General features: G+C 40.2%; 25 protein-coding genes. 19 read left to right on the top strand and 6 right to left on the bottom strand.

What is annotated here, in order from left to right; all coding sequences use genetic code 11:
- Positions 1-52 precede the first annotated feature (52 nt).
- The 16 genes from sucD to ACEQ81_RS10395 all read left to right on the top strand — a co-directional run bounded on the left by sucD (position 53) and on the right by ACEQ81_RS10395 (position 15,814).
- Complete coding sequence (gene sucD / locus ACEQ81_RS10470) at positions 53-925, top strand: succinate--CoA ligase subunit alpha (protein WP_411030837.1); 873 nt, start codon at positions 53-55, stop codon at positions 923-925.
- 117 nt (positions 926-1,042) lie between these two features.
- Positions 1,043-1,789: a 3-oxoacyl-[acyl-carrier-protein] reductase gene (fabG, locus tag ACEQ81_RS10465; RefSeq protein WP_411030836.1), complete on the top strand. Its 747-nt coding sequence runs from the start codon at positions 1,043-1,045 to the stop codon at positions 1,787-1,789.
- Between the two features lie 72 nt (positions 1,790-1,861).
- On the top strand, positions 1,862-3,895 hold the full coding sequence (locus ACEQ81_RS10460; protein WP_411030835.1) for a VWA domain-containing protein: 2,034 nt from the start codon (positions 1,862-1,864) through the stop codon (positions 3,893-3,895).
- A gap of 10 nt (positions 3,896-3,905) precedes the next feature.
- A complete protein-coding gene (locus ACEQ81_RS10455) occupies positions 3,906-4,721 on the top strand; it encodes a prohibitin family protein (RefSeq protein WP_411030834.1) in 816 nt (271 codons plus the stop codon).
- 211 nt (positions 4,722-4,932) lie between these two features.
- A complete protein-coding gene (hisG, locus tag ACEQ81_RS10450) occupies positions 4,933-5,790 on the top strand; it encodes an ATP phosphoribosyltransferase (RefSeq protein WP_411030833.1) in 858 nt (285 codons plus the stop codon).
- An 8-nt stretch (positions 5,791-5,798) separates the two neighbouring features.
- Positions 5,799-7,088, top strand: coding sequence for a histidinol dehydrogenase (gene hisD / locus ACEQ81_RS10445; RefSeq protein WP_411030832.1), 1,290 nt, complete (start codon positions 5,799-5,801; stop codon positions 7,086-7,088).
- A 3-nt stretch (positions 7,089-7,091) separates the two neighbouring features.
- Positions 7,092-8,138, top strand: a complete 1,047-nt coding sequence (gene hisC / locus ACEQ81_RS10440; protein WP_411030831.1) for a histidinol-phosphate transaminase — start codon at positions 7,092-7,094, stop codon at positions 8,136-8,138.
- Entirely contained in the window at positions 8,135-9,286 is a 1,152-nt protein-coding gene (gene hisB, locus ACEQ81_RS10435; protein ID WP_411030830.1) for a bifunctional histidinol-phosphatase/imidazoleglycerol-phosphate dehydratase HisB, read from the top strand. Before hisC ends, hisB begins: the two co-directional genes overlap by 4 nt.
- A gap of 56 nt (positions 9,287-9,342) precedes the next feature.
- Positions 9,343-9,924, top strand: coding sequence for an imidazole glycerol phosphate synthase subunit HisH (gene hisH / locus ACEQ81_RS10430; RefSeq protein WP_411030829.1), 582 nt, complete (start codon positions 9,343-9,345; stop codon positions 9,922-9,924).
- Between the two features lie 2 nt (positions 9,925-9,926).
- A complete protein-coding gene (locus tag ACEQ81_RS10425) occupies positions 9,927-10,343 on the top strand; it encodes a GNAT family N-acetyltransferase (protein WP_411030828.1) in 417 nt (138 codons plus the stop codon).
- A gap of 1 nt (position 10,344) precedes the next feature.
- Complete coding sequence (gene hisA, locus ACEQ81_RS10420) at positions 10,345-11,121, top strand: 1-(5-phosphoribosyl)-5-[(5-phosphoribosylamino)methylideneamino]imidazole-4-carboxamide isomerase (RefSeq protein WP_411030827.1); 777 nt, start codon at positions 10,345-10,347, stop codon at positions 11,119-11,121.
- 1 nt (position 11,122) lies between these two features.
- Positions 11,123-11,641: a DinB family protein gene (locus ACEQ81_RS10415; RefSeq protein WP_411030826.1), complete on the top strand. Its 519-nt coding sequence runs from the start codon at positions 11,123-11,125 to the stop codon at positions 11,639-11,641.
- Positions 11,642-11,672: 31 nt separating this feature from the next.
- Positions 11,673-12,428 (top strand): imidazole glycerol phosphate synthase subunit HisF, encoded by a 756-nt coding sequence (gene hisF / locus ACEQ81_RS10410; RefSeq protein ID WP_411030825.1) that lies wholly within the window; start codon positions 11,673-11,675, stop codon positions 12,426-12,428.
- 59 nt (positions 12,429-12,487) lie between these two features.
- Positions 12,488-13,087 carry a bifunctional phosphoribosyl-AMP cyclohydrolase/phosphoribosyl-ATP diphosphatase HisIE gene (gene hisIE / locus ACEQ81_RS10405; protein ID WP_411030824.1) on the top strand — a complete coding sequence of 200 codons (600 nt, stop codon included), beginning with the start codon at positions 12,488-12,490 and terminating at the stop codon, positions 13,085-13,087.
- 68 nt (positions 13,088-13,155) lie between these two features.
- Positions 13,156-14,301, top strand: a complete 1,146-nt coding sequence (locus ACEQ81_RS10400; RefSeq protein WP_411030823.1) for a vWA domain-containing protein — start codon at positions 13,156-13,158, stop codon at positions 14,299-14,301.
- A gap of 43 nt (positions 14,302-14,344) precedes the next feature.
- On the top strand, positions 14,345-15,814 hold the full coding sequence (locus tag ACEQ81_RS10395) for a magnesium chelatase (RefSeq protein ID WP_411030822.1): 1,470 nt from the start codon (positions 14,345-14,347) through the stop codon (positions 15,812-15,814).
- Between the two features lie 56 nt (positions 15,815-15,870).
- Here ACEQ81_RS10395 and ACEQ81_RS10390 read toward each other — a convergent pair whose 3' ends face one another.
- The 4 genes from ACEQ81_RS10390 to ACEQ81_RS10375 all read right to left on the bottom strand — a co-directional run bounded on the left by ACEQ81_RS10390 (position 15,871) and on the right by ACEQ81_RS10375 (position 20,171).
- Positions 15,871-17,364, bottom strand: a complete 1,494-nt coding sequence (locus ACEQ81_RS10390) for an ATP-binding protein (protein WP_411030821.1) — start codon at positions 17,362-17,364, stop codon at positions 15,871-15,873.
- Complete coding sequence (locus tag ACEQ81_RS10385; protein WP_411030820.1) at positions 17,361-18,059, bottom strand: response regulator transcription factor; 699 nt, start codon at positions 18,057-18,059, stop codon at positions 17,361-17,363. Before ACEQ81_RS10385 ends, ACEQ81_RS10390 begins: the two co-directional genes overlap by 4 nt.
- A 250-nt stretch (positions 18,060-18,309) precedes the next feature.
- Positions 18,310-18,789, bottom strand: a complete 480-nt coding sequence (locus ACEQ81_RS10380; protein WP_411030819.1) for a hypothetical protein — start codon at positions 18,787-18,789, stop codon at positions 18,310-18,312.
- 158 nt (positions 18,790-18,947) lie between these two features.
- Positions 18,948-20,171, bottom strand: coding sequence for a DUF418 domain-containing protein (locus ACEQ81_RS10375; protein WP_411030818.1), 1,224 nt, complete (start codon positions 20,169-20,171; stop codon positions 18,948-18,950).
- Between the two features lie 301 nt (positions 20,172-20,472).
- Between ACEQ81_RS10375 and ACEQ81_RS10370 the strand changes: the two genes are divergently transcribed.
- The 3 genes from ACEQ81_RS10370 to ACEQ81_RS10360 all read left to right on the top strand — a co-directional run bounded on the left by ACEQ81_RS10370 (position 20,473) and on the right by ACEQ81_RS10360 (position 22,874).
- A complete protein-coding gene (locus ACEQ81_RS10370) occupies positions 20,473-21,162 on the top strand; it encodes a tRNA pseudouridine(38-40) synthase TruA (protein WP_411030817.1) in 690 nt (229 codons plus the stop codon).
- Between the two features lie 46 nt (positions 21,163-21,208).
- On the top strand, positions 21,209-22,084 hold the full coding sequence (locus ACEQ81_RS10365; protein WP_411030816.1) for an alpha/beta hydrolase: 876 nt from the start codon (positions 21,209-21,211) through the stop codon (positions 22,082-22,084).
- Between the two features lie 91 nt (positions 22,085-22,175).
- Positions 22,176-22,874, top strand: a complete 699-nt coding sequence (locus ACEQ81_RS10360; RefSeq protein ID WP_411030815.1) for an alpha/beta hydrolase — start codon at positions 22,176-22,178, stop codon at positions 22,872-22,874.
- Here ACEQ81_RS10360 and cysM read toward each other — a convergent pair.
- Entirely contained in the window at positions 22,871-23,755 is an 885-nt protein-coding gene (gene cysM / locus ACEQ81_RS10355) for a cysteine synthase CysM (protein ID WP_411030814.1), read from the bottom strand. The two genes, ACEQ81_RS10360 and cysM, sit on opposite strands and share 4 nt — an antisense overlap.
- The gene (gene epsC, locus ACEQ81_RS10350) at positions 23,745-24,539 is read right to left on the bottom strand and encodes a serine O-acetyltransferase EpsC (RefSeq protein ID WP_411030813.1); all 795 of its coding nucleotides are present in this window, start codon (positions 24,537-24,539) and stop codon (positions 23,745-23,747) included. Before epsC ends, cysM begins: the two co-directional genes overlap by 11 nt.
- Positions 24,540-24,584: the final 45 nt, after the last annotated feature.

Below are 24,584 nucleotides of genomic sequence, written 5' to 3'. Positions count from 1 at the left end.
AAATCGCTTTCAAACACATATTTTTGTGGAGCGAAACCAAACGAGATATAGCATGAGCGTTCTAGTAAATAAAGATTCTAAAATAATTGTACAAGGTTTTACAGGTAGTGAGGGTACTTTCCATGCCGAACAAATGATAGAATATGGTACCAATTTGGTCGGTGGTGTAACTCCCGGCAAAGGAGGACAAGAACATTTGGGGAAGCCCGTGTTCAATACCGTTGAAGAAGCTGTTCAAAAAGTGGGTGCCGATACCACAATTATTTTTGTACCGCCTGCTTTTGCCGCTGATGCCATTATGGAAGCCGCAAACGCTGGGATTAAAGTAATCATTACCATCACCGAAGGCATACCTGTTGCCGATATGGTAAAGGCCTACGATTACATAAAAGGAATGGATTGCCGTCTTGTAGGGCCTAATTGCCCAGGGGTAATTACACCGGGTGAAGCCAAAGTGGGTATTATGCCCGGTTTTGTATTTAAGAAAGGAAACGTAGGTGTGGTTTCCAAATCCGGTACCTTAACCTATGAGGCTGCCGATCAGGTGGTACGGCAAGGTCTTGGAATTACCACCGCTATTGGTATTGGGGGAGACCCAATTATAGGAACAACCACAAAAGAAGCTGTTGAGCTATTGATTGGTGATGATGAAACGCATTGCGTAGTAATGATCGGTGAAATAGGCGGACAGCTAGAAGCCGATGCCGCACAATGGTATAAAGCCAGTGGAAGTAAAAAACCAATTGTTGGGTTTATTGCCGGAGAAACTGCTCCTGCCGGACGTACCATGGGGCATGCCGGTGCTATAGTGGGTGGTAGCGATGATACGGCCCAGGCCAAGAAAAGAATAATGCGCGAATGTGGAATACACGTGGTGGACTCTCCTGCGGAGATTGGTCTAAAAGTAAAAGAAGTAATGGGATAATCAATCGTTAATTCTTTCATAAATCCCGTCACGAAACCTCGAGATTGGGGTTTTTTTTCGGCTTTATCTCAAACAAAACCTATATTTGAACAACAACCAAACAAATCGCATTTGACTATGAAACTCTTAGAAGGAAAAAATGTAATTATAACCGGGGCCAGTAGAGGTATTGGCAAGGGTATTGCCGAAGTTTTTGCAGCCCATGGGGCCAATGTTGCCTTTACATATAGTTCTAGTGAGGCCCCGGCCTTGGAACTTGAGAAAGAATTAAAGGCCCAAGGGGTAAAGGCTAAGGCCTATAAAAGTAATGCAGCGGACTTTGCAGCTTCTGAAACGTTGGTTTCCCAAATATTGGAAGATTTTGGCGGCATAGATGTCCTTATCAATAATGCAGGGGTTACTAGAGATAACCTATTGATTCGTATGAGGGAAGAAGACTTTGATAGCGTCATAGAAATAAATTTAAAATCGGTCTTTAATATGACCAAAGCGGTACAGCGCACCTTATTAAAACAACGCAAGGGTTCCATTATAAATATGAGTAGTGTAGTTGGGGTAAAAGGGAATGCTGGACAGAGCAATTATGCCGCTTCAAAAGCTGGGATGATTGGCTTTACAAAATCTGTTGCCTTGGAATTGGGATCAAGAAATATCCGTTGCAATGCTATTGCACCAGGGTTTATAGAGACTGAGATGACCGGTAAGTTGAACGAAGAAGTAGTTCAGGGATGGCGAGATGCAATACCATTAAAACGTGGTGGTTCACCAGAAGATGTTGCAAATGCCTGCTTGTTTTTAGCTTCTGACCTGTCCGCCTACGTTACTGGTCAGGTGCTTAATGTTGATGGAGGTATGTTGACCTAATTGATACCGCAGATTTTAGTTTCCGCACTTTTTGATAGACAAAATGTACTATCAATAAAAGGCTAGATATATATGCAGATAGGAACATTGGTTTTACTTATTGTGGCAGCTTTTTTGGCACTGGCCATCGTGGTGTTCCATTATCATTATAAGAGCAAACGTAAGGGCAGGGTTGCCTTACTGCTCTCTTTCCTTCGCTTTATAGCACTTTATAGCGCTTTAGTACTACTTATCAATCCGAAGTTTACCAAAAGAGAATATACTTTGGAAAAAGCCGGCCTTGTTGTACTTGCGGACAACTCAGTTTCCATACAAAGTGTTGGAGGTAGGCAACAGCTAACAGAAATTATTACGGAATTATCGCAAGAATCGGGCTTGTCGGATAAATTCAATCTTGCAAACTATCGTTTTGGGCCCGGTATTGAAGAATATGACACCCTTAATTTTCTTGATAAAAACACCAATATTGCAAAGGCCATGAGCACGGTTAGTGATGTTTACGCCAATACCAATACCGCAATACTGCTGCTAACCGATGGAAATCAAACACTAGGTAAAGATTATGAATTCTTTGGAAATGAGAAATCTTTTCCTGTTTATCCGATAGTGATAGGGGATACCACGAGGTATGAAGATATTAGGATAACCCAGGTGAATAGCAATAGCTATGCATTCTTGGATAATCAGTACCCCATAGAAGCCTATGTTTCCTATGAGGGAAAAGGAAGGGTTGAAACTGTACTTACAATTTCTGTAAATGGAAAAACCAAGTTTAAGGAAAATATTACCCTATCCAATACCGCCAACAACAAAATAATAAATACCGTTTTAAAGGCTAATTCGGTTGGAGTTAAGACCATTGGTGTACAACTCCAAAAATTACCTAACGAGCGTAATCTGGCTAACAATCGCAAGGATATTGCAGTGGAAGTGATCGATGAAAAAACGAATATTGTCATTGTGAGCGATATACTTCATCCAGATATAGGTGCATTAAAAAAGGCGATAGAAAGTAATGAACAGCGCTCAGTAAATATCATAAGACCGAATACCCCACCTAGTCAGTTAGAAGATGTTGATTTGTTTATTATGTACCAGCCAAATACATCCTTCAGGGGTATTTACGAATTCATTAAACTTAAAAAAGCCAATAAATTTACCATTACAGGACCCCAAACCGATTGGAACTTTTTAAATCGGATTCAAAATAATTATGAAAAAAACAGCTATAATCAAACTGAAGAAACCACGCCTATCTTAAACACCGGCTTCACCACATTCAATATTTCCGATTTTTCGACTTCTAGTTTTCCGCCGCTTAACAGTAATTTGGGGGAGCTCATAATTTCCAAAAAACACGAGATACTCCTAGGAAAGCGAGTAAAGGGCGTAGAATTGAACGAACCGTTGTTTGCTGTTATTGGTGATGATACCGAACGCGAAGCGGTACTTTTTGGCGAAAACATTTGGAAATGGCGAATGCAGGTGTATAAGGAAAATAAAAATTTTGGCGACTTTGATGAATTTTTGGGAAAAGTTGTTCTTTATCTTACTTCTACCAAGCCCAGAAGTAGGTTTGTTATAGATTACAAATCTTTATACCCCGGCAACAACGAGGCCAAGATTACGGCAGGTTATTTTGATGAAACATTTGTTTTTGATCCAAATGCAAGCATAATCCTGGCACTAAAAAATGGCGAAGATCAAATAATAAAGGAAATCCCAATGCTAATGAAGGGCGGTTATTACGAGGCAGACCTTACGGATTTACCATCTGGAGACTATACCTTTACTGCAACGGTAAAGGACAAGAACCTATCTAGATCCGGGGGGTTTACAATTTTAGATTTTGATGTGGAGCAGCAGTTTTTATCCAGTGATTATATAAAATTGGGGCGTTTGGCGGAACGTACCCAAGGAAAATTGTTCTTCCCCGCCGAAACCAAAGATTTGGTTGCCCAATTAATGGCAGAAGAACAGTTTGTACCCATTCAAAAAAGCAAGCAAAATGTCGTATCTTTGATAGATTTTCAATTCCTTTTAGGGCTTATTGCAGCTGCGTTGGCTGCGGAATGGTTTATCAGAAAATATAACGGATTAATCTAAAAACAAAGTAATGGACAAATTACCCAAAATTGCACTACCTGCAATATTTATTCTTATTCTATTGGTTATTTTAATTTCCAAATCGGCCGTGACGATCGGTTCAGGGCAAGCAGGAGTACTATATAAAACCTTTGGCGACGGTGTAGTAACAGATGCGCCACCGCTGGGAGAAGGTTTTCATATCGTTGCCCCATGGAACAAAGTCTTTATCTATGAGGTGAGACAGCAAGAAGTATTTGAAAAAATGCAGGTTCTATCCTCCAATGGGTTGGAGATAAAGTTGGATGCATCGGCCTGGTTTGAACCAAAGCGTGAGGATTTGGGAAAACTACATCAAGAAAAAGGCGAAGCTTACGTGCAACGGGTGCTATTACCAACAATAAGATCGGCAGCTAGGAGCGTGGTGGGCAGGTATACGCCAGAGCAATTGTACTCTAGCAAAAGGGACGCCATCCAGGCAGAAATTTATGAGGAGACCAAAAAAATAGTTGACGGACAGTACATTCAGTTGAACGAAGTCTTGGTACGCGATGTTACACTACCGCCTACAATCAAGGAGGCCATAGAACGTAAGTTAAAACAGGAACAAGAGTCGTTGGAATATGAATTTCGTTTAGTAACAGCGGACAAGGAAGCACAGAAGGTTCGTATTGAAGCACAAGGTAAGGCAGACGCCAACAGGATATTAAGTGCTTCGTTAACCGATAAAATCCTTACGGATAAAGGTATTGAAGCTACCATGAAGTTGGCGGAATCTCCCAATTCCAAGATTATCGTAATCGGAAGCGGTGATTCCGGGATGCCCATAATTCTCGGAAATAATTAAAAATATTTTCCAATAACTTTTTTTGATTGGAAATAAATTTTAATTTTACCCTTGTAATGAGAAATAATAATACACATCATCATTTTTACACTTGCGCTCAGGCGAGGTAGAAATGTATTGTAGTATTACAAGATATAAGAAACCCGTTTGAGAAATCAAACGGGTTTTTGTTTTTTAACCGTGTTTGGTTTCCGGACATAAAAACAAGGAAATGACAAAAATTAGAATAGCCATTCAAAAATCGGGAAGATTAAACAATGACTCCCTTAGCATGCTCAAAGATTGCGGAATATCCATAGATAATGGTAAGGACCAACTAAAGGCGGATGCACGTAATTTTCCGATGGAAGTGTTCTACCTACGTAATGGGGATATACCCCAGTACCTAAGGGACGGGGTGGTAGACATTGCCATTATTGGAGAAAACGTACTCATAGAAAAAGGGGAGGATATAGGTATCGTAGAAAAACTGGGCTTCTCCAAATGTAGGGTGTCCTTGGCCGTGCCCAAAGCCATGGAGTACAATTCTGTAAACGATTTTGAGGGCAAACGTATTGCCACTTCCTATCCAAATACGGTTAAGAATTATTTGAAAGAAAGAGGCGTAAACGCGGATTTACACATTATTAATGGATCGGTAGAGATTGCACCTAATATTGGGTTGGCAGATGCCATCTGTGATATCGTGTCCAGTGGCAGCACCTTATTTAAGAACAATCTGAAGGAAGTGGAGGTAATGTTGAAGAGCGAGGCCGTATTGGCAGAATCTACCAATATTTCCGCAGCGCGTAAAGAAATCCTAGAAAAATTGCGGTTTCGAATAAAATCGGTGTTACAAGCCCGTCAATCAAAATATGTACTCCTGAACGCTCCCAATGAAAAACTAAAAAACATTATTCAAATATTACCAGGTATGCGAAGCCCAACGGTACTGCCATTGGCAGAGGAAGGGTGGAGCTCCGTGCATACTGTGATCAAAAAAGACAAATTTTGGGAAGTAATCGATGAACTAAAAAGGGCAGGGGCCGAGGGTATCCTTGTTTGCCCCATTGAAAAAATGGTATTGTAAGTTACACTATGAAGAAGATCAACAAACCACAAAAAGAAGATTGGGACACTTTATTGAAGCGGCCTACCCAGACTGTTGGTGATATTGAAGGTCAGGTAAGCACAATATTCAGGGAAGTTAAGCAAGATGGCGATGCGGCACTTGCCAAATACACGTATAAGTTTGATAATGTTCTAGTGGATGGGTTGCAGGTTACCCAACAAGAAATAAGGGATGCAACAAACCTGGTATCCGCAGATTTGAAAAAAGCCATTGGGGTAGCCAAGGGAAATATAGAAAAATTTCACCGTGCACAACTAACCGCCAAGGTAGCGGTAGAGACTATGGAAGGCGTTAGCTGCTGGCAAGAGAAAAGACCAATACAAAAGATAGGTCTTTATATACCCGGCGGTACCGCTCCTCTTTTTTCTACTACTTTAATGCTGGCCGTCCCTGCTATAATCGCAGGATGTAAGGAGATTGTTTTGTGTTCCCCACCAAACACGGAAGGCAAGATACACCCGGCCATACTTTTTACGGCCAATTTATGCGGTATTACCCGAATCTACAAAGTAGGGGGCATACAGGCCATTGCGGCTATGACCTTTGGTACGGAAAGCGTTCCCATGGTGTATAAGATATTTGGACCGGGTAATCAATACGTTACCGTGGCCAAGCAAATTGCTACCAAATACGGTGTAGCGATTGATATGCCTGCCGGACCAAGTGAATTATTGGTTATGGCCGATGATACTGCCGAAGCATCCTTTGTTGCTTCGGACTTACTAAGTCAGGCAGAACACGGAACAGATAGCCAAGTGGTATTGGTAAGTACTTCCAAGAAATTAATAGACGAGGTATCGGAACAGATCGCCTTGCAAATTGAAGAATTGCCAAGAAAAGACATCGCCAAAAAGGCCATTGCCAATAGCAAGCTTATTTATGTGGAAAATGACAATACTGCGGTAGCATTAATAAATGAATATGCCCCGGAACATTACATTGTTTGCGTTAAGAATGAAGATTTTTATTTGGACAATGTTGCCAATGCCGGGTCGGTATTTGTGGGTAACTATACCCCCGAAAGTGCAGGAGACTATGCGTCTGGCACCAACCATACCTTACCCACAAATGGATATGCCAAACAATATAGCGGAGTTAATCTGGATAGCTATATGAAAAATATCACTTTTCAAAAAATATCTAAAAAGGGCATTCAACAAATTGGAAAGACCATAGAATTAATGGCAGAAGCAGAAGGCTTGCAGGCCCATAAAAACGCAGTGACCTTGCGTCTTAAAAGTTTGGAAAAGAAGTAACTTATGAAAGCCTTTGACCTAAATAATTTGATACGGGAAAATATAAAAGGGGTGGCACCATATTCTTCGGCAAGAGATGAATATGTGTCCGATGGCTCTGATATGGTGTTTTTGGATGCTAACGAAAGCCCTTTTAACAATGGCCTCAACCGCTATCCCGATCCGCAGCAACGAAACCTTAAAAAGGTATTGGCAGAACAGGAACAGCTAGAGGTGGGTAACATCCTTGTGGGCAATGGCAGCGATGAAGTCCTAGATCTAATATTCAGAGCCTTTTGCGAACCCAAATTGGATAATATAATTAGTTTACCTCCTACCTACGGTATGTATAAGGTACTGGCGGGTATTAACAATATAGAAAATAGAGAGGTTTTACTAACGGATAAATTTCAGCCCAATGTTGAGGAGATTCTTAAGACAATAGACAATAACACTAAGTTAATTTTTATATGTTCCCCCAACAATCCCACAGGAAACAGTTTTACAACGGCAAAGGTTACTAAATTACTCGAAAATTTTAGTGGTCTAGTGGTAATCGATGAAGCCTATCTAGATTTTTCCGAAAAAGAAAGTTGGATAGCAAAAATGAACCTATATCCCAACCTCATTGTAACCCAAACTTTGTCCAAAGCGTATGGAATGGCAGGGATACGTCTAGGGCTTTGCTTTGCATCTGAGGAAATAATAAGTGTTTTAAACAAAATTAAACCCCCTTATAACGTAAATGAACTCACGCAGCAAAAAGCTTTAGAGAAGATCTTGGACAAAGAATCCCTTAAAACCGAAGTTGACTACCTATTAAAAGAACGAGATCGGTTGCTTATGGAACTCCAAAAACTGAATTTTGTACTCCAAATCTTTCCTAGTGATGCAAATTTTATGCTGGTACGGATAGATGATGCCAATACTAGATACCGGCAACTTTTGGAAATGGGTATCGTAGTAAGAAACCGTAGCTCACAACCTTTATGTGCTAATACACTTAGGTTTACCGTGGGGACCAAAGAAGAAAACAACAAATTGATAACCGCTTTAAAAATGCTACAATGAAAACGGCTGAGCGCAAAAAAAAGGTATTGTTCATAGATAGGGACGGAACCATAATCAAAGAAACTGCAGACGAACAGATCGATGCTTTTGAAAAAATGATATTCTACCCCAAAGCATTTACCTATCTGGGTAAAATTGCAAAGGAATTGGATTATGAGTTGGTTATGATCACCAATCAGGATGGTTTGGGCACATCCAGTTTTCCGGAGGAAACATTTTGGCCCGTACACAATTTTATATTAAAATCCTTCGAGAACGAAGGGGTAACCTTCCACAAAGTGTTTTTAGATCGCACTTTCCCCCACGAAAATGCAGATACGCGCAAGCCAGGTACCGGACTACTGACCGAATATTTCTCGGATGGTTATGATCTGGAACAGTCCTTTGTAATCGGAGATCGCCTAACCGATATAGAATTGGCAAAGAACCTAGGCTCCAAAGGAATATTTATTAATGACAATACCAATCTGGGTACGGAAGAAATAACGGTAAAAAAGGCAGATTTAAGCCAGGTCATAGCCTTAGAGACCAATGACTGGGAAGAAATATATAATTTCTTAAAACTGTCTAACAGAACCGCCTCCGTTAACAGAAAAACTAATGAAACGGATATTCAAATTGGTCTAAACCTAGATGGAACGGGTAAAAGTGATATTGCAACAGGAATTGCTTTTTTTGACCACATGTTAGACCAACTGGCCCGCCACGGACAAATGGATCTGGAAATAAATGTGAAGGGAGATTTGGAGGTAGACGAGCACCATACCATAGAAGATACGGCCATTGCCCTTGGTGAAGTTTTCCATATAGCGCTGGGAGATAAATTGGGGATGGAACGTTACGGGTTCTGTTTGCCTATGGATGATTGTCTTGCACAAGTGGCCATAGATTTTGGAGGACGAAACTGGCTTGTCTGGGAAACTGAATTTAAAAGGGAAATGATTGGTAAAATGCCTACCGAGATGTTTTATCACTTCTTTAAATCCTTTACGGATGGCGCCAAAGCCAATCTTAATATTAAAGCCGAAGGCAACAATGAACACCATAAGATAGAAGCCATATTTAAGGCATTTGCCAAAGCCATTAAAATGGCGGTGAGGCGAGATCCGGATAAAATGGTCTTGCCAAGTACCAAAGGGGTATTGTAATCTAAACTAATAATCCTGTTTTGATGAATCATGAACAGGGATAGGTCTGGTAAAAAATGAAAATAGTAATTATCAATTACGGTGCAGGTAATATTCAGAGCATTAAATTTGCTATAAACAGATTGGGTTATAATGCTGTTCTGAGCCATGATGCCGAGGAAATCTTATCGGCTGATAAAGTGATCTTTCCTGGGGTAGGGGAAGCCAGTAGTGCAATGAAGAAGCTAGTGGATAGTGGGTTAGACACCATTATCCCTAAACTCTCCCAACCCGTATTGGGCATTTGTCTTGGTATGCAACTGATGTGTAATTCATCCGAAGAAGGAAATACCATTGGTATGGGGATTTTTGATGTGGACGTGGTTAAATTTTCCAATGTCCTTAAAGTTCCTCAGATAGGGTGGAACCAAATATCGAATTTAAAAACCGATATCTTCCATACCGTACCCGAAAAGGAATACATCTATATGGTGCATAGTTTTTATGCCCCTGTCTGCGCTGAGACCATTGCAGAGTCAGATTACAATGTTACCTATAGTGCGGCCCTAGGAAAGGATAATTTTTATGGCACGCAGTTTCACCCAGAAAAAAGTAGCCTAATCGGATCAACGATCTTAAATAATTTTTTGGCCTTGTAAACATGAATGAAGAGTTTTACATAGATACGGATCAATCCAAAATGGATATAGCTTACATCCACGATTATTTATCCAATAAGTCTTATTGGGCAAAGAATAGGGATTTGCAAAAGGTGAAGCAATCTATGGAGCATTCAATATGTTTTGCGGTCTACAACCAGGACCGGCAACAAATTGCGTTTGCCCGCATAGTGACCGATGAAGTGGTATTTGCTTGGTTAATGGATGTTTTTGTAGACGATACTTATCAAGGTAAGGGCATTGGAAAATTACTCATGGAATACATCCTTCGTCATCCAAGTTTAAAGACGGTAAAGGGTATTGGACTTAGGACCAACGATGCCCATGGGCTATACAAGAAATTTGGGTTCAACGAAATCGACGACCCCGAAACATGGATGCTAAAGAAAAATGAATAATATGCGGATTATACCTGCCATAGACATTATAGAAGGAAAGTGTGTTAGACTCGCCAAAGGGGATTACAACACCCAGAAAATTTACAATGAAAACCCTTTGGAAGTGGCCAAAGCCTTTGAAGCACATGGTATTGAATACCTACACCTTGTAGATTTGGACGGGGCAAAATCTAAACATATCGTTAATCAGAAAGTTTTGGAGCGTATAGCCGGTAAAACAAGTCTGAAAATAGATTTTGGGGGCGGACTTAAAACCGATGAGGATTTACACATTGCTTTTGAAAGCGGGGCCAATCAAATTACGGGAGGTAGCATTGCGGTAAAAAATAAAGAGGTTTTCATTGGTTGGATAATGAAATATGGTTCGGATAAAATTATACTTGGTGCCGATGCCAACAACGAAAAAGTTGCTATTAGTGGATGGTTAGAGGAGTCGGAAGAAGAACTTATCCCTTTTATAAAACGATATTTGGCTAGGGGTATTAAAGACGTAATCTGTACAGATATCAGTAAAGATGGCATGCTAGAAGGACCCTCGTTTGAACTTTACAAAAAGATTCTGTCCCAGACATCCGTCAATGAAACGCTAATAGGTCCTAGCGGGGTAGAGGATATCCAAGTACCGGGGTTGAATTTAATTGCCAGCGGTGGAATTTCGGCCTTTGAAGAGCTGCCACGGCTATCTAAAATGGGTTGTTCGGGTACCATTATAGGAAAGGCCATTTATGAAAACCGTATAACGTTAAAACAATTGGAACAATTTATTTTATCCCAATAATATGGAAAAAGATATAGCACAAGAAGTTATTTCCAATGCGGTTTTTCGTATGCGCGAGAGCACACGTATGGTAGGTATTAGCCTAGAGCAGTTGTCCGAAGAGGATGTTTGGAAAAGGCCCAATAGCGCTTCTAACAGTGTTGGTAATTTGATCTTACACCTTTGTGGAAATATAACGCAATATGCCATAGCCTCTCTGGGAGAGCTTAAGGATACCAGGGAACGGGAGGCCGAATTTGCGCAGACTTCAGGCTTTTCCAAAGAGCAACTGTGGGCCAAATTACAAGATACTGTTAATAAGGCCTGCTCAACGATGGAGGCTGCTTCTTTAGAACAGTTGTTGGAAAAAAGAGAAGTACAGGGCTTTAATTTTTCTGGAATAGGTGTAATAATGCACGTGGTTGAACACTATTCCTACCATACAGGGCAAATTGCGTTTTGGACCAAGATAGTAAAAGATAAGGATTTAGGTTTTTATGATGGCTTAGACCTTACGATAAAAAACAAACCTAAGAAATAACCGAACCTGAAATATTAATTGAAAGTAACACATGGTAACGAAAAGAATTATCCCATGTTTGGATATAAAAAATGGACGTACCGTAAAAGGGATTAATTTCTTGGATTTACGAGATGCCGGAGACCCTGTGGAGTTGGCGGAGATTTATGCACGTACGGGGGCAGATGAGTTGGTTTTTCTAGACATCTCCGCCACGGAAGAACGTAGAAAAACCTTGGCCGATCTTGTTTTAAAAGTGGCCGAACGTGTTAATATTCCCTTTACCGTAGGGGGTGGTATAGCCACGGTTGCGGATGTAGATGTATTGCTTCAGAATGGGGCGGATAAGGTCTCTATTAATTCCTCGGCGGTGAAGAACCCTAATTTGATCAACGATCTGGTCGCTAAATTTGGGTCGCAATGCATTGTGGTTGCCATAGATGCCAAACAGATCGGTGGGGAATGGAAAGTACATTTAGTGGGTGGCAAAGTGCCCACCGAACTAAATCTGTTTGCTTGGGCTAAGGAAGTTGAGGAGCGGGGGGCAGGAGAGATTCTGTTTACATCTATGGATCATGATGGTACCAAAGATGGTTTTGCAAATACCGCACTTGCAAGATTGTCAACGGAACTGAATATTCCCATTATTGCATCGGGAGGGGCAGGTAATACGCAGCATTTTGCCGATACCTTCGATCTGGGGAAGGCCGATGCCGCCTTGGCGGCCAGCGTCTTCCATTTTAAAGAAATAGAAATTAAAGATTTAAAAAAAGAGCTGCAAGACAAGGGAATACCCATGAGATTATAAATAAAGTGATGCAACAAACTTTGGTAATGGTTGTTTTTGGATGACCTAAAAATTTGGATATGAAAATAAACTTCGATAAAAATGGTGACGGATTGGTCCCGGCCATTATTCAAGATACAAGTACCAAGAATGTATTAATGCTTGGTTATATGAACAAGGAATCCTTGGAGAAAACCCAAGAGACCAAAAAGGTTACGTTTTATAGTCGCACCAAAAAAAGACTTTGGACCAAGGGTGAAGAAAGTGGAAACTTTCTTACGATGACCGATATACAAATCGATTGTGATAACGATACCTTATTAATATCTGTAATCCCTACTGGACCAACATGCCATACTGGGAGTGATACATGTTGGAATCAGCCCAATGACCAGACTTTTGGGTTTATTTCCAAATTGGAGGCCATTATTCAAAATCGTAGGGAGAATCCCGAAAATGACGCCAGTTATATAGCTTCCCTATTTAACAAGGGAATAAACAAAGTGGCGCAAAAAGTAGGGGAGGAAGCTGTGGAAATGGTCATTGAGGCAAAGGACAATAACGAAGAACTGTTTTTAGATGAAAGTGCCGATCTTCTGTTCCATTATTTGATACTATTGCAGGCAAAAGGATATTCTCTGGGCGATATTGTAGAAGTACTCCAAAAACGGCACAAATAGCGATTCTTGCTTCGTTAAGTTTTCATTAAAAAAGCGAGTCGTTTTGGGAAATGTAGTATTTTTATATAATGGCTATGAATTTAAGAAAGGGGTTTCGTTTTGTTAAATATGAAGCACCCGAGAAGACACCTTTCGAAAAACTTTTCGAAATTTTCCAAGAACTGATCGTACACACTTCCGGTGATGTGGATGAGGCCTTGGATTGGCTTCGCGAATTGGATTCGGAATATGAGCTTACCGACGATGATTACACTATTGACGATTTTATTGAAGACCTGAAGGCCAAAGGATTTCTACGCGAAGAATTTGAAGAAGGCGGGGGAGAAGGTACTGGTGAAGATGGCGAAGGGAACCTGTCCATAACCGCAAAGATGGAACGGATTATACGGCAAAAGGCCTTAGATCAGATTTTTGGAAAACTAAAACGAAGCGGTGCCGGAAATCATAGAACGGGTAAATCTGGTCAGGGAGACGAGCATACCGGAGAATTTAGAGAGTACAGATATGGCGATGGGTTAGAGCATATTTCCATTACTGAGAGTTTAAAAAACGCACAGATCAATCATGGTCTGGACAGTTTTTCGCTCAGTGAGGACGATTTGGTTGTGGAGGATACCCAGCATAAGGCCCAGATGAGTACCATACTTATGATTGACATTAGCCACAGTATGATTCTGTACGGTGAAGACCGGATTACACCTGCCAAGAAAGTGGCCATGGCCCTTGCCGAGCTGATTACCACAAGATACCCCAAGGACACCTTGGATATTTTGGTTTTTGGCAATGATGCCTGGCCCATACCCATTAAAGACCTGCCGTATCTAAAGGTAGGGCCATACCATACAAATACAGTGGCCGGGCTGCAGTTGGCCATGGACATGTTAAGGAGAAAACGGAATACCAACAAACAGATATTTATGATTACGGACGGAAAACCAAGTTGCTTACGATTGGCAGACGGTTCGTATTATAAAAACAGCGTTGGCTTGGATGATCATATTGTTGAAAAATGCTATAATATGGCAAGACAAGCTAGGAAATTGCATATTCCCATTACCACTTTTATGATTGCACAAGACCCCTACCTAAAGCAGTTTGTAAGACATTTTACCGAAGCCAATAAGGGGAAGGCATTCTTTACTGGGTTGAAAGGACTTGGTGAAATGATTTTTGAGGACTACGAACAAAACCGAAGAAAAAGATTAAAGGGCTAACAAAGTTTTCCGTGATTTCGGAGGCCCATACGAAGGAAATACTATGAAATTGAACCACAAGAAAATCGTCAATTTAGGCGAGCTAAAAAAAGCAGGTTATGAGCCTAGGAGCATTAAAGATGAGCTTAGGAATAATCTACGTGAAAAAATTAAAAACAACGAAGAAACCTTTCCCGGTGTATGGGGTTTTGAAAACTCGGTGATCCCGGAATTGGAAAGGGCAATTTTATCTAGGCATAATATTAATCTTTTAGGACTAAGAGGGCAGGCCAAAACACGATTGGCAAGGTTAATGATAGCGTTGTTGGACGAATGGATTCCTGTAATTGCGGGCTCTGAAATTAATGACGACCCTTTAAACCCTCTCTCTCGCTTTGCCTTGGAAACCATTAATGAAAAAGGTGACGATACCCCAATAAGTTGGTTACATCGTGATGAACGTTTCTATGAAAAATTGGCCACGCCAGATGTTACCGTGGCCGATCTAATCGGAGATGTAGACCCCATAAAGGCAGCTAACTTAAAGCTTTCATATGCAGATGACAGGGTTATCCATTTTGGGATGATACCTAGGGCAAACCGTTGTATTTTTGTAATCAATGAACTACCAGATCTGCAGGCACGTATACAGGTCTCATTGTTTAATATTCTGCAAGAAGGCGATATTCAAATTAGAGGCTTTAAATTACGTTTGCCTTTGGATTTACAGTTTGTGTTTACGGCAAACCCCGAAGATTATACCAATAGGGGAAGCATTGTTACACCCTTGAAAGACAGGATAGGATCACAGATTTTAACCCACTATCCGGAAAATATAGAAACGGCTCGGAGAATTACAGAGCAAGAGGCGCAATTGGATGAGCGCCAGACCAAACTAGCCCATGTGCCCAACATTGCAAAAGATCTTTTGGAGCAGATCAGTTTTGAGGCAAGAAAAAGCGAATATGTAGACATTAAAAGTGGTGTAAGTGCCCGTACCAGTATCACTGCTTTTGAAAACTTATTAAGTACCGCTGAAAGGCGCAGTCTAAGAAACGGCACGGAATCTACTACAATTAGGTTAAGTGATTTTACCGGCGTAATTCCTGCAATTACTGGAAAAATAGAGTTGGTTTATGAGGGTGAACAGGAAGGAGCGGATGCCGTGGCAAGTATTTTGATAGATGACGCCATTAAATCACTTTTTCCTACCTATTTTCCCAAAATTAACAAGTTAGAACGCAAAGACGCTACCACGCCCTATGATGAGCTGGTGAGCTGGTTCTTTGATAGCGAAGGTTTTGAACTGTTGGACGATGCCCAAGAAGACGATTATAGAGCTAAATTGGATAGTATTCCGCCATTGAACCGTCTAATCGACACCTATGGAACGGATGTGCCCAAACAGGATCGTTACTTCCTTAAAGAACTATTGTTGTGGGGGCTGGCTTCTCATAAAAAATTGAGTCGATATCGATTTACACAAGGGTATCAGTTTAAAGATATGTATGGCAGTTATATAAGCGAATTGTAAAAAAAATGGCCCCTTCTTAAAAGGGACCATCCATTCACATAGCAACTGTTTTCCCACTAAGACTGATAAGCAGGCAAATTAAAAATAAAAGAACTTCCTTCTTTAGGTCTACTCAACACTGTAATGGTAGTGTCGTGCAGATCCATTATCTTTTTTACGATAGCGAGCCCTAATCCGGATCCCATCTTCTTTTGGTTTTTATCAACTTGTTTATAGCGGTCAAAAATAAAGGGTTGTTCTGATACAGGTATACCGGTACCCGTATCGGTAATGTTTATTTCCACATTGTTTTCCTTCCGCTTTATGGACAGGGTAACCTTACCTTGGGGTTCCGTGTATTTTATAGCGTTTTCGATTAAGTTTTGCAAAGCCCGTTCTACCAGGCTTACATCGGCAAAGACCATACTGTTCTCCTCCGGATTGTTGAGATGCAGGCCAATTTCCTTCTTATCCGCGATTACCTGAAATTTTGCGATAAGATCGTACGATAGCTCGGTAATTGAAAAAGGTTCTTTTATGGGAGTTATCTGTTCGGCTTCAAGTTTCGAATATTCGAACAATTGATGGATAAGCTTGGATAATTTATCCACATTGTCATGGGTAATTTGCAGGTATTCTTCTTTTTCACTTTCGGAAAGTGTGTCTTTTTTGATCTGCAAGGTTTCAATATACCCCTTTAAAATTGCCAAGGGAGTTCTTAGGTCGTGCGAAACATTGGCGATAAGTTCTCTTCGCAAGAGGTCTACAGATTTCATTTTATCCAAATTTCCAACAATGGTATCGGCCATATCGTTAAAGGAATGTGCAAAAACTTCAATATTGGATTTCTCCGGATTTTCGATTCTTGCATCTAAATCTCCTTCTTGGAAGCGGCGTATGGTCCTTGTAATGAGCCTAAGGTTCTTTGTTAGAAACCAAATGCTTATAAAACCTATGAAGGCCGCAAAAAGCATGGTAAGCAATGTGGCGCCAATACCCAATTTAATAAAATACTGCGCCAGTAAATTTTCACTTATAAGTTGAAATTCCTTTCCTGCAAGAATAATATATACGTAACCGGCCTGCCCATCTGCCTCAAAAGATGCCACCGAAAAAATTTTCTGTTCTCCAGGGTTTCTTGGATCATCGCCCAATACATAGGCCTCTCCTTTGTTTTCAATGAATTGCTTAATGGGAGCGAGGGATACTCTTTTCGCCGGAGCATTGTCGCTATGGTCCAAAACAACCGAATACAGAATTTGGCCGGCGTTATTCAATAAGTATACTTCTATACTGCGGTTAACCGCCATCATATCGTGCATAAGATCACCGAACAACGCTTTGTTTACGCTGCCATCTTCCAAAAAAGGGGAAGTATTCTGAAATTTTTCCTCTATAAGATGGTTGGCGATATCCGCATTTACACGCTGCGCTGTGGCCTGATTGTACATATTGGCAAAATACCCGGTGATAAAAATGTACGAGGCACCCATTAAAACAATGATGAAGATAAAAGTTAACCACATTTTTTTAACCAGCCTGGGTGTCAATGCCTTTTCGGGTTCTTTCATAATACCAGGTCCTCGTTAAATTTATAGCCAACACCCCAACTTGTAAGAATATAGGTTGGGTTTGCCATGTCCGACTCTATTTTGGCCCTTAACCTATTGATATGGGAATTAACCGTATGCTCGTACCCTTCAAAATTATAACCCCAAATAATGTTCAATAATTCGGTTCTAGAATAATTTCTTCCCGGATTGGAGGCCATTAAGACCAATAGCTCAAACTCTTTTGGGGAAAGTTCAATTTTCTTTTGATCTAATACAACTTTACGCTTTTCTATATCTATATGCATATTCTCAAAAGCAAGCGCAGCGGAATTGTGATCCTCTTGTTGTTGTAAATCGGTTCTTCTGAGCACTGCCTTAATCCTTGCCAATAGTTCCCTAATGCTAAACGGTTTGGTAATGTAATCGTCTGCGCCAATCTCTAATCCTAATACCCTATCTATTTCCTCTGATTTGGCGGTAAGCATAATAACCGGAGTGTTCTTTTTTGCCCTTAGCTTTTTACAGACCTCAACCCCATCCAATATAGGTAAGGTTAAATCCAACAGTATAAGATCATAATCATTTTCCAACGCCAATTGCAAACCCCTTTCACCATCCATGGCTTTGGAAGTTTTATAGATAAGGTCTGCCAAGTGTATCTCCAGAAGTTTTATTATCTCTGGATCATCTTCTATGATTAGGATGTGTTTCATAAATCTATAAGACAAAAAAAATTAAATTATATCACACAGATATCACAAGGGGTAATGGATTTAGTTTGATATTAATTTTGATGGCATCTACTCGTTAGGAATCGATTTATCCTTATAATAGGCGGATAATTGATTGCATCCTTACAAAGTTGCTACCAAAGTTTTCATCAAGATATTATTGTTAAACAGGGAAACGGGCAAGAAATGATCATGTAGTAGGGTACAGTATGCTGTGCAGACAGCATTTTTTCTACCAAGAATCTATTTTGTCATTTAGGTTGTCAAATTTATAACTGCCAACTTTTTGTAAGCGGTATTTGAACGATATAAAGGTGAGGATAATGAGCATTAGATGCATTAGGAGCATCAATATGCCAATAGGTAAAAACGTAAGTGGTATTAGATGGTCATCAAATTCGCCATAACTTAATAATATAGCGAAGGTATCAACGGTTTTAAAAACATAGACCAAGAGAATTACGTACAACGCGTATTCCAAATTTCTCATTTGCATATCTGCGGGTTCTTCCTCCCTTATTTTAAACCATAGGGCATATAGATAAATAAGGTGAACTATGGATAATACTGGAAAAATGTAATTATCGACCTTAAAAAAGTAGAATTTGTTGGTATAGAGTCCATAGAAATTTAGTGTGCTCAGCAATACCAAACTTAAAACAGAAAACCATAGATTTCTGTTCCAAGTAAAAATGCGTAACAATAATGCCATAAAAGTAGGTTTCGGGGCTTTGGGAATCCCGGTTCGTGTTTAAGAACGCTACCCTATATCGTTTATTTCAAAAAATTCGATGAACGGAATTCAATGTTGGGAACGGCCTGTTTTGTGTGGTGAAAGACCAGGGAAAAATACCAGTACCATCCTTGGTCTTACACTTTTTTTATGGGATACCACTTAAAATAGGTAAGACTTCTCCATAGCCATTCTAACGGACCGTAGTAAAATTTGCGCAACCACCAATTACTTAAGCCCATTTGCACAAGAATAAGTACTACAGCTATGAGCAATGTATACACACTGCGCAACTCTCCCAAATAGTCTAAGCCCCAACCAAATAATATGAAAGTACCTATAAGGCTTTGGAAGACATAATTGGTGAGCGCCATTCTACCGTAGGCGTTGAACTTCCTTAAAAATGCGCCTCCTCTTACCGTGCCGTATGCCAAGACGAAAAGGCAGGTTATTACAAACGTCATGGCTATATTATTAAGGTCGAATGCCGTTAATCCAAACATTGCAAGCCAATTGTCAAAACGTGCGTTTTCTCCCAATTGTATAAAAATAAAGGCCGTTAACCCTATGGAAACAACGAATAGCAATAATGACCACCACAATATTTTACGAACCAGTTTTCTCTTGTCCATAAAGTTTTGAAAAAAATGTGTTCTGCCCACCAATAAGCCCAACAGAAAGAAACCGAAAGTGAGATAACCACGACCGAAGACTCCTAATTGAAAATCGGCCTTCATTAAATGACCCTGGGTGGCGTTGGAGACAATTACCTCTTTTAGGGTACCGTTTTTAATGATATCGAAATAAGCGATTACATCCGCGCTTTGTGGTAATACTGGCTCGTTAAAGAAAAAGCTATCGCCTTGGGTCATCAAAAAACCCAGATATCTTCCCATTCCAAAAAAGAGCAGTACAACAAAACCTAAAATAACCTTGTTGTTTATGGTATAGAACGGTATTAGAAAAATTCCCAATATGGCATAGATGGTGAGGATATCCCCCCTATAAAATAAGTGATGCAGGTATCCAATTACCAAGAGAATTATCAATCGCCATAGGAATCGCCCTTTAAAATCCCTTCCTTGCATATGGGCCTTATCCATCTGTATAAAAAAACTAAGTCCAAATAGAAAGGAGAAAAGAGCAAAGAACTTACCCCTCAGAAATATGGTGATAAAGGCCTCTACAATAGTGTCACCTAGCCCCATCTGCGTGGCTTGCATAGCGTTTTCCGGAGCGGGAGCTCCCAGATAATTCTCTACCATATGAACAATTACGATTCCTGCCAGGGCAAAACCTCTTAGGGCATCTACAATTTCGATTCTTGGGTTTTTTAGAGACTCTTGGACGGTAGCTGACATGGTATATGGTTTTTTGATTGATATAAGACTAGACGCAATTTAAGTTTAGTTGTTACGGAAATAGAAGTTTTTTATATGAACCGTGGTATTCATGGAACTGATTGTTATTTCTGGGTTGTCAATTGTAGTTTTGGATTAGTGGACAGGTTATTATTTTGTGGAGCGGGAATCCTCCATTACTTTTACCAAATAAAACACTTTTGTGCAAGTACAGCGTTATTACTATTTAATCAGGGTTCAGTTTTTGGGTTTCAGATATAGCGGATGGCAAAAGCAACCTGGCCTAAAAACAATAGAGGGCATGCTTTCTAAAACGTTGGGCTTTATATTGCCCGATGAATCTGTTTATAAAATTTTAGGCTCGGGTAGAACAGATGCAAAGGTATCTGCCTTGGATACGGCATTTGAGCTGTTTTTGGAAGGGCACCAAATTTCCGATCCAACTGATTTTCTTGCCTTGTTCAACAGAAATTTACCACCAGATATTAGGGTTACCGCAATTAAGACCGTAAATGAGGATTTTAATGTAATACAGCATAGCAAATTAAAAGAGTACATATATCTTTTTTCGTTTGGGGAAAAGAACCATCCGTTCTGCGCACCTTTCTTGGCCAATATTATAGATGTTCTAGATTTGGAAGCCATGATGGAAGCAACTAATTTGTTTGTTGGTACCCATGATTTTAAGGCATATACCTCTAGAGTACGAGCGCAGGTAAACAATGTAAGAACTATAAATCGTTGTGAAATTTTGAAGAACGATTTGCTAAAGGCCAATTTTTTTCCGGAAACCAGCTACGCCCTTCATGTGGAAGGCACGGGGTTTATGCGCTATCAAATTAGAATGATTATGGGCGCCCTAATCCAAGTAGGGCAAGGAATACTTGGTTTCTCCGATATTGAAGCGTCCCTATTGCCAAATTCCAATATTGAAATGACATTTGTAGCACCCGGATCGGGCTTACTGTTGAACCGTGTAGATTTCCGATAACGATGCATACTATTATTTTTTGTACATTGGAAATAAATGTACCGGAATGCAATATTGGCTCTATATTTTGCTCTTAGTATTTGGTGTATACCTTGCAATTAGTTTACTGCTATACTTTTTGCAGGACTTTCTGATGTTTAAACCCGAAAAATTACCCAAGGACTTTCAGTTCCATTATGACAATCAGGAAATAGAGGAGTATAATATTGAGACAAGGGATGGCGCCACAATCAATGGCCTTAGATTTAAGGCGAAGAACCCCAGGGGTGTGGTATTCTATCTGAAGGGAAATTCCAAGAGTATAAAAGGATGGGGTAAATTTGCCGTAGATTTTACCCGCCATGGTTATGATGTCCTTATGATAGATTATAGGGGGTTTGGCAAGAGTACGGGTAGAAGAACCCAAAAGGCAATTAAAAGGGATTTGCAGGTAGTTTATAATAAATTAAGGGAGAGTGTGGCCGAAAAATACATAATTCTTTATGGGCGTTCTCTTGGATCTGGTTTTGCTGCCAAACTTGCATCTATGAATAATCCTAGGATGCTTATTTTGGATGCCCCGTATTACAGTTTAAGTAAAGTGGCAAAAAAGTATATACCCTTCATGCCTTTATCATTGCTTATAAAATTTCCCATGCCCACCTATAAATGGTTAAAATATGTAAACTGTCCCATACACATCATTCATGGCACGGATGACAAGCTCATTCCTTATAAAACAAGTGTAAAACTCTCAAAAATAAAACCTAAGACCACCAGACTTTACACTGTAATTGGAGGAGGACATAAAAATTTGAATACCTTTGAGGCTTACCATAAGATGCTAAACGAAATCATTACCACAAAACCAAAGGCAATTAGTTTGGAGGGGTCTAGCATCAACGTAAAACATTCGTCAAAAAGAAGCAATGCAAAGGCTTAAGAAAACGATTGCATTTACGATTCTTTTTTTTGCATCCATAATCACTATGCTATATTTTTTCCAAGAAAAACTGATTTTTTTACCTACACAATTGTCCAGCAATCACAGTTATGATTTTCCTCAACCTTTTAAAGAGGTCTTTTTGTCCGGTTCCGATGGTGCAAAACTCAATGCCATCCATTTTCAGAATAACCACCCCAAAGGTGTTCTTTTGTACTTTCATGGAAACGCCGGTGATCTTTCGCGTTGGGGGGACATTGCCGGTTTCTTTGTTGACAAGAATTACGATGTGGTAGTTATGGACTACCGTACCTATGGAAAAAGTACGGGCAAGCTTAGTGAAAAAGCTTTATATACCGACGCCCAACTTTTTTACGACTACGTTTTGGAAAACTACGGGGAAGACCAAATTATCTTATATGGGAGGTCTTTGGGAAGTGGAATCGCCGCACAATTGGCCTCTAAAAATGTACCGGCACAACTTATTATGGAAACCCCATACTACAGTCTGTTGGATGTGGCCAAAGATCGATTTCCCTTTTTACCGGTATCGTGGTTGCTGAAATACAAGATACCGTCCTATGATTTTGTCACTAGAGTAACTTGCCCGATCACTATCTTTCATGGCACTGATGATAATGTGGTACCCTACGACTCCGGAAAACGTCTTTTTGATTCCATTTCAAATAACCAAAAGAAAATGTTCACTATCAAGGGGGGTGAACATAATAACCTCATACAGTTTGACACCTATTTAAATGGTATCGATGAGATATTGAAAACCAACTAGTCAAATAGGTCCGAAGATAAGTACCTATCTCCGCGGTCGCATACAATAGACACAATGACCCCTTCTTTTAGAGTATTGGCCAAGCGTAGTGCTACCACGGCGGCCCCTCCGCTGCTCATCCCAGAAAATATTCCTTCTTCTGTTGCCAGTTTTTTGGCCATGGTTTTTGCCTCAGCTTCACTAACCTCAAAGATTTGATCAACTTTGGAGGCATCAAATATTTTGGGAAGGTATTCTTCTGGCCATTTTCGGATACCAGGAATCCGTGACCCTTCTGTGGGTTGCACTCCAACAATCTGTATCTCTTTATTCTTTTCTTTCAAAAACGTAGATGTCCCCATAATGGTCCCCGTGGTGCCCATGGAGGAAACAAAATGGGTTATGGATTGATCGGTATCTCTCCAAATTTCAGGAGCTGTACTCTTGTAGTGTGCTCCCCAATTATCATTATTGGCAAATTGGTTGAGCATTACATACCCTTCATTCTTTACTTTGGCCTCGGCATAATCGCGGGCGCCCTCAATCCCTATATCCGAAGAAGTAAGGGTTACCTTGGCACCATAGGCCCTCATGGTCTGTACCCTTTCCTTAGTGGAATTCTCTGGCATCACCAGCTCAATATCCAGTCCATAAATACCTGCAATCATGGCTAAAGCGATACCTGTATTACCGCTTGTTGCCTCAATTAATTTAGAGCTTGTATTGATGTCGCCTCTTTCCAAACCATTTTTTATCATGTTCAAGGCCGCCCTATCTTTAACGCTGCCTCCAGGGTTATGACCTTCTAACTTAAAAAATAGTTTCACGTTCGGGTTTGTATTCAAAACCTTGCAACGTACCATGGGTGTATTACCAACCAGGTCCAAAATGCTATGAGACATGCGGGAGGGTTTTAATTTTTATTTCCGGAGTATGGAACACGGTAGAGTTTGCAGGGACTGATGCTGTTAACCATGCATTACCACCAATCACCGAATTTTCCCCAATAACGGTATCACCACCTAAAATAGTTGCATTGGCATAAATGGTAACGTTATCCTCTATAGTGGGGTGCCTTTTTACACGCTGAAGGCTTTTTGCCACATAAAGCGCACCCAAGGTTACCCCTTGGTATAGTTTTACATTATCCTTTATAACCGCTGTCTCACCGATAACAACACCCGTGGCATGATCGATGAAAAAAGATTTTCCGATACGCGCACCCGGATTTATATCAACCCCGGTCTGCCTATGTGCATACTCCGTCATTAACCTTGGTACCATAGGAAAACCTTCCTGGTATAATTCATGTGCCAAGCGGTAAATGGCAATGGCATAGAAACCAGGATAGGCCATATAAACCTCCTCAATGGAAAGCGAAGCAGGATCGCAATTAACAATGGCCTCGGCATCTAAGTTTAGTTTCTCCAATACCGACGGTAATTTAGAAACATAATTTTCCCAAACTTTATTACAAGGTTTCTCCATTTCCCAGCAGGCCAGGTTGGTTAAGGCATCAAATTCTTCTGCCAAACGGTCCAAATTTTCCTCTACTGGAGTTTCTATATCAAAAAGCGTATAAAAAAGCTTATTGGTAAACAGCTCTACCTTTTCCTTTAGTTGAAATCTAAGGTTGGGTTGTTTTTTATGCTGTTTTATTTTTTTTATAATAGTTTCTTTGTCCATTGTAATTTGACTTAAAGACTCAAAATTAACCAATAATTTAGAAGG

The organism is Spongiimicrobium sp. 3-5 (genome assembly GCF_046557915.1).
Classification (GTDB): Bacteria; Bacteroidota; Bacteroidia; order Flavobacteriales; family Flavobacteriaceae; genus JBHEBG01.
Note: the sequence above shows the minus strand (reverse complement) of the source record. Positions and strands in the feature narration are given on the sequence as shown.